6 protein-coding genes are annotated in these 5,639 nt (G+C 44.7%); 2 read left to right on the forward strand and 4 right to left on the reverse strand.

Annotated elements, in window-relative coordinates; all coding sequences use genetic code 11:
* Window positions 1-469: 469 nt before the first annotated feature.
* Both QZ735_RS13675 and QZ735_RS13680 read right to left on the reverse strand, forming a co-directional pair.
* Entirely contained in the window at window positions 470-1,306 is an 837-nt protein-coding gene (locus tag QZ735_RS13675) for a hypothetical protein (RefSeq protein ID WP_294249428.1), read from the reverse strand.
* Window positions 1,299-1,502 (reverse strand): hypothetical protein, encoded by a 204-nt coding sequence (locus tag QZ735_RS13680; protein ID WP_294249430.1) that lies wholly within the window; start codon window positions 1,500-1,502, stop codon window positions 1,299-1,301. The genes QZ735_RS13675 and QZ735_RS13680 overlap by 8 nt, the downstream gene beginning before the upstream one ends.
* A gap of 239 nt (window positions 1,503-1,741) precedes the next feature.
* Here QZ735_RS13680 and QZ735_RS13685 point away from each other — a divergent pair, with 239 nt between their 5' ends.
* Window positions 1,742-2,338 carry a Crp/Fnr family transcriptional regulator gene (locus QZ735_RS13685; protein ID WP_294249432.1) on the forward strand — a complete coding sequence of 199 codons (597 nt, stop codon included), beginning with the start codon at window positions 1,742-1,744 and terminating at the stop codon, window positions 2,336-2,338.
* Window positions 2,339-2,583: 245 nt separating this feature from the next.
* Here QZ735_RS13685 and QZ735_RS13690 read toward each other — a convergent pair whose 3' ends face one another.
* A complete protein-coding gene (locus tag QZ735_RS13690) occupies window positions 2,584-3,213 on the reverse strand; it encodes a nitroreductase family protein (RefSeq protein ID WP_294249434.1) in 630 nt (209 codons plus the stop codon).
* 106 nt (window positions 3,214-3,319) lie between these two features.
* Between QZ735_RS13690 and QZ735_RS13695 the strand changes: the two genes are divergently transcribed.
* Window positions 3,320-3,688, forward strand: coding sequence for a helix-turn-helix domain-containing protein (locus QZ735_RS13695; protein ID WP_294249435.1), 369 nt, complete (start codon window positions 3,320-3,322; stop codon window positions 3,686-3,688).
* 117 nt (window positions 3,689-3,805) lie between these two features.
* Here QZ735_RS13695 and QZ735_RS13700 read toward each other — a convergent pair whose 3' ends face one another.
* On the reverse strand, window positions 3,806-4,171 hold the full coding sequence (locus QZ735_RS13700) for a response regulator (RefSeq protein WP_294249437.1): 366 nt from the start codon (window positions 4,169-4,171) through the stop codon (window positions 3,806-3,808).
* Window positions 4,172-5,639: the final 1,468 nt, after the last annotated feature.

The raw sequence follows: 5,639 nt of genomic DNA on the forward strand, positions 1-5,639 counted from the left end.
AGGATCATAAAATATAAATCAATAGTAGTGTATAGCTAGTTTAGTACCAAAAATACTCACAATATTCCGAAAAACCGGTATTTTTTAAGAGAATCCTTGCCCGGTACCACAGAGCAACAGGGCGCCGACTGCCCATATAAAACAGGTTTGAGGAAACAGGGCAGCTATTTTATTCTCCAAATCAGGGGTTTAGGGAGAGAAAAATCTTTATATATGAAATTTACAGAAATTTTTCTGAAAAAGATTATTCACGGCACAGTGTTTGAATAATAGACAACAACACTTTTTCACTTAAATATATACTTTCAAATTTTAAACCCCTGTATTTTGCAGGGGTTTATTTTTTTAGATATCCTCATCCGGAAGGAGATTCAGGTAACAGCACCATATCAAATAACTGCTGACGTTTTCTGAAGCCTGTAAAATTCTACAGACAGGGTATTGTTCCTTTCCTGTTTTAAGGTGAACGTTATCCTTCTGATTGTACGGAAGTCTGCCCGCATGACCGGGGCAGGGTCTCCGTCACTTCACCGGTTGCCAAATCCAGCATGCAGCCACTGACCAGGATGTGCCCCTTCAGGTTTTCAATGAATACCGATGCGCCTTCTTCCGGTTCCCCGGCAGTTTTCTTTCTTACGGATCCTGCGTTGATCAGCATGACGGTACCTTTACCGGTACAAAAGACTTTACTGCCTTCGGTGATGATGAGTGCCGTTCCGCTGCTGAGGCCGAGGCCGAAACAGGTATTGTGTGCGATAACGGTCCTGATCAACTGCTTCAGGCGGGCCCTGCCGGCGAACCCCGCATCAACAATACAGCTGTTGATGAATCCCAGGCCCCTGTCTGTCCCGGAACCGTTCATGAAGATGCCGGGGATCCACATCGCGCACCTGTTGATGCCTGCCAGAACAAAATCTTCTTCCAGCAGGTATTTATGGCAGAGAAGTTCAAGGAGCGGCGAATCTTTAAGAAGCGTACATAATTCCGGATGCTCATCAGCAAATATCACGGTCCGGGCATCGCTGATCCTCTGATAGACGCTATCTTCCGAAACCGTATCTGCAGCCAGCTCAACAAAGTCAAAACGGGTGCAGCCCAGTGCAGTAAGTCCGGTGGTAAAGTCTTCTTTCAGAGATGCTGATCCCGGGTATGACGAAATGAGAATTTCAATACTGCCGTCCCGGTTATCTGAGAAGAGGCGAAATAATTCCGCCCTGAGCGGATCATCAGGAGTTCCGGTATCGCTGATCATCATCAGCCTGCCTTTTGGTATCATGGTATGGATCGGGGAATAACGATCATTCATTATCCGTGGTTATCTCTGTCCGTTTTCCGCCTCCGTTCTGCAGGGTATCGGATTCCTGCTGCAGGGTACGGATGGTATCCGATTCTTGATTGTTTACCGATTCTCTGCTGCTTTTATGATCCGGATACTGGGTTTCGGATTTGGTACAGCCTGCCAGAATAATCAGCAGGAATGCGGCGATGGTTGCTTTTTTCATATCAACTATTTTTTGATTCGTTTTCAAACTTACTGAACAACGGACCGGAATTTTATGACATCAATCACAAATCCGTGAACAGATGTCATGGTAAATTCAAATCTTATTCGTAATATTACATAGGGTTCATTTGATTTGAATCAGGAGAAGAGGTTGCCTGTGTTGTTTCATTCCGGTAACAGACGGTAGATCCCTTCCAGATATGCTTACTGCTGATAAACTGTAAAACGTATATAAACATGCTTATTCCAGAAGAAACCTTGCGCTCTTACGGAGCGGAAACAGAAGATTTTGATCCGTCCTTCGTTATTTTTGAAGAAGGCAGTACACCCAAATATTACTATCAGATTGTAGAGGGGCGCATCAAGCTCAATTACTACGATGCAGAGGGCAAAGAACTCATTCTTGCCATTCTGGGAAAAGGGCTGAGTGTCTGCGAGCTTCTGCTTTTTATCGACGAGACGTATCCTGTAAATGCCATTGCGTTTGAACAGACCCGGGTCCTGAAGCTTCCGAAAAGAAATTTTGTACGGATGCTGGACGAAAATCCGCAGATCTCCCGGGATATGAACAAATTTCTGTCGGAGCGGCTGTACCAGAAATACATTATGCTGGAAAACAATGCCTCACTGCGTCCGGACGTGCGGATCATCGGTGCCCTGAACTATCAGAAAAGCTTCAGTGCCGAACAGAAAAAGTTTTCTTTTGAAGTGCCCCTGACCCGGCAGCAGATTGCTTCTATCACGGCCCTCCGGGTGGAAACGGTCATCCGGACCATCAAGAAACTGGAGAAGGACAATGTGGTGAAGATCATCAACCGGAAGATTTACCTATAGCCTTTTGAGGATGATCATGACATAAATGGATTTAATACATGCCTCCACAGAAAAAACAACGGATTGTAAGGAAGGCATCCGAAAAAGGAGCTTTGAAATAGTGTAAGGATAACGCCTTTGCCGTCACGATCTGCCATTTATCCGCTGCCCTCTTATCAATAAATAAAAAGCCCGCACACTCGCGGGCTTCTCAAATTCCTGTCAGATTTTTTCTCACCGGAACCAAAAATCAGGTTCCCGGTTTCCTATGGAGCTGCAACGGCGAATTCATCAAGCGGCAGTCGTACCTTAAGCATACCGGCAAGGAAATCGTTTGCTGCATCACGGTATCCCAAAGAAAGGATAACGGCCGTATGCAGGCCTTTTTCCTGCAGTCCCAGCAGGGTATCGAACTGCTGCGGGTCAAAACCTTCCATCGGTGTGGAATCTACCTGAAGTTCTGCTGCGGCAATCAGTGCGGTACCCAGTCCGATGTAGGCCTGCTTTTCAGCCCATATGGCATTCGCCTCATCGGAGTTCCCGGCAAAGTAGTTCACCATCATATTTTTCATATCGGACATGGCACCGGACGGGAGATTGCGCTGCCGCTCTGCCATGCTGATGTACTCTTCAATGTATTCCGTAGTAATCATGTTAAAAGCAGCAAATACAAGCAGATGCGATGATTCCGCGATCTGGCCGTTGAAAGAACCTTCCGCCAGCCGGGCTTTCAGTTCCTGGTCGCTGATGACAAAGATGCGGTACGGCTGTATTCCGCAGGAAGAAGCGGAAAGGTTCACCGCTTCGAGGATCTGTTGTATCTTATCGCCGCTTACTTTTTCCTGATTGTACTTTTTGGTGGCATAACGCCATTTTAAATGAGTGATGGTTTCCATTCTGTATAATTGATTTTGAGCGGTAAAAGTAAATCTCTTTTGTGTAATTTTGTCATCCGGTAACAAAAAGTAACGGTTACATCCGGGTAACCACCACCCCCTTCATATGGAACAGGAAAATAAACATCTTAAAGAATGCGGCCGGACCATACTGGCCATCAACGATACCATGGAAATCCTGAGCGGAAAATGGAAAGTTTCGATCATTGCCTGCCTGTGCTTCCATCCCATGCGGTATTCCCAGCTGCTGAAAGATATTCCCGGGATCTCAGGAAGGATGCTGAGCCGGGAACTGAAAGAGCTCGAAGCCAACGGGCTGATTGTACGCACCGTTCTTACCACCACTCCCGTATCCGTTGAGTACAGCATTACCGAGTACGGCACATCACTCAAGCAGCTTACCCAGACCATTGCGGAATGGGGCCTCAACCACAGGCAGCGGATTATCGGAGAAATGAAAAAAGAGAAGGTGTAACGCACCGGAACCAAAGGCGGTATGCCGGCCTGTCCGGGAAATACATCCTGCCACCTGATTTTACGGCAAACTAAGGAATGGACGGTTTGAAATTTCCGGTCCTTTGGTATCAGTTTTTCAGGCATTTCCGGAAAAACGGCAGAGCAGTTCTTCCAGCCGGGCAATATCGAAGGGCTTGACCAGCAGAGCATCGGCTTCCGATTCTCTCATGATGCCGTCCGCCGTATTCCGAGTGGTCATCAGGATGACCGGGATGGAATAGGTTAAAGCCGATTTTTTAACCGCGGTACTGATTTTCCGGCCTTTGCCATTTCCATCCAGCTGATCTTCTATCAAAATAACATCCGGCCCCAGCAAGGCTATCTCTTCAGGCGTAGCCGGGATCCCCGACTGCAAAAAAGCGTAGCCGGAACCGGTGATGATCATTTCCATCACCTCCAGAATGGATTCATCGCTGTCGATAACCAGCACTTTCAGAGGCATATCCGTACAATTTGGTTAATGTTAATGTTTCATTTTACACCGAATAAGATGAGATTCCTTGAGAATAACAGATCACCCGCATCCTGTCCGTCATCGTCGCACCGCAGCATCAGACGGATTGGTTCTGAACTGAAATACTGCAGGCGTATCCTACTCTCCTGTAAAGATAAAGCAATGTTCCGGCATGGATTTATGACTTTTTCCATAATCGTAAAACGCAACCGCTCCTGATGCTTTCACCGGCATGCTGCTCTGACGAAGCATCTGTGATCCCTTTGATTGATCAGTAACCTGATTCCTTTTTTATTCATTTTACCACAATAGAACAGAGCAGAATAGAGCTTCCTACTTTGCCTTAAGTGCATATATTCATAAGATTTCTGCTGATTATTATTAACATACATTCTAAAGCCGTTTACCTCTGTTTTTTAGATGTATTCCCGCAGATGGAGCGGATTCCGCAGATTTTTTTCTGAATCTGAATATGCATCATCCAAACAATCCGTAGCAGACTTCATTATCAATCCCTCCAGCCAGGCTTCCAAGACCTTTGGACCAACATTATTTCTTCAGGCTTGTTAGGAACGGTTTTTATTTTACCGTATCTTTGAGATACAACACAACCAGTACAGGACTTCTGGGGATGACCGTGTAGTTGTGAATTGCTTTCATTTTACCGTATCTTCGTGATACAACACAACAGTCATTGAATACGACATTGTATCACTATTGTTGTGAATTGCTTTCAAATTTCAGTATCTTCGTGATAAAACACAACTAAATCTTTTTTTTCCGATTCCACATAGGTTGTGAATTGCTTTCATTTTACCGTATCTTTGAGATACAAAACAACCCGCAAAGAATGAGCTGCAGGTCATGAAGGGTTGTGAATTGCTTTCATTTACCGTATCTTTGAGACATAACACAACTTATCTACATAACTTGCATCAAGTATTGTAGTTGTGAATTGCTTTCATTTAATCGTATCTTCGTGATACAACACAACTTGGGCTCCTTGGGCCCATACTTCCGGGTGGTTGTGAATTGCTTTCATTTAATCGTATCTTCATGATACAACAAAACAAAAGAATTCATCCGTAAACGTGCAGATATGTTGTGAATTGCTTTCATTTAATCGTATCTTCGTGATACAACACAACGCATTAAGGTTTTTGCTTTGTCCCGAACTAGTTGTGAATTGCTTTCATTTAATCGTATCTTCGTGATACAACACAACCCCCTCTGCTATCGTTTCATTTGCCTGGTGGTTGTGAATTGCTTTCATTTAATCGTATCTTCGTGATACAACACAACGCTTGCCACACTGACTGCGTGTCAAAACGCGTTGTGAATTGCTTTCATTTAATCGTATCTTCGTGATACAACACAACTTCCGACATGGAAAACACGCTGAAGCATGTGTTGTGAATTGCTTTCATTTAATCGTATCTTCGTGATACAACACAAC

Origin of the sequence: uncultured Chryseobacterium sp., from assembly GCF_913776365.1 — a bacterium.
In the GTDB taxonomy this organism is placed as follows: Bacteria; Bacteroidota; Bacteroidia; order Flavobacteriales; family Weeksellaceae; genus Chryseobacterium.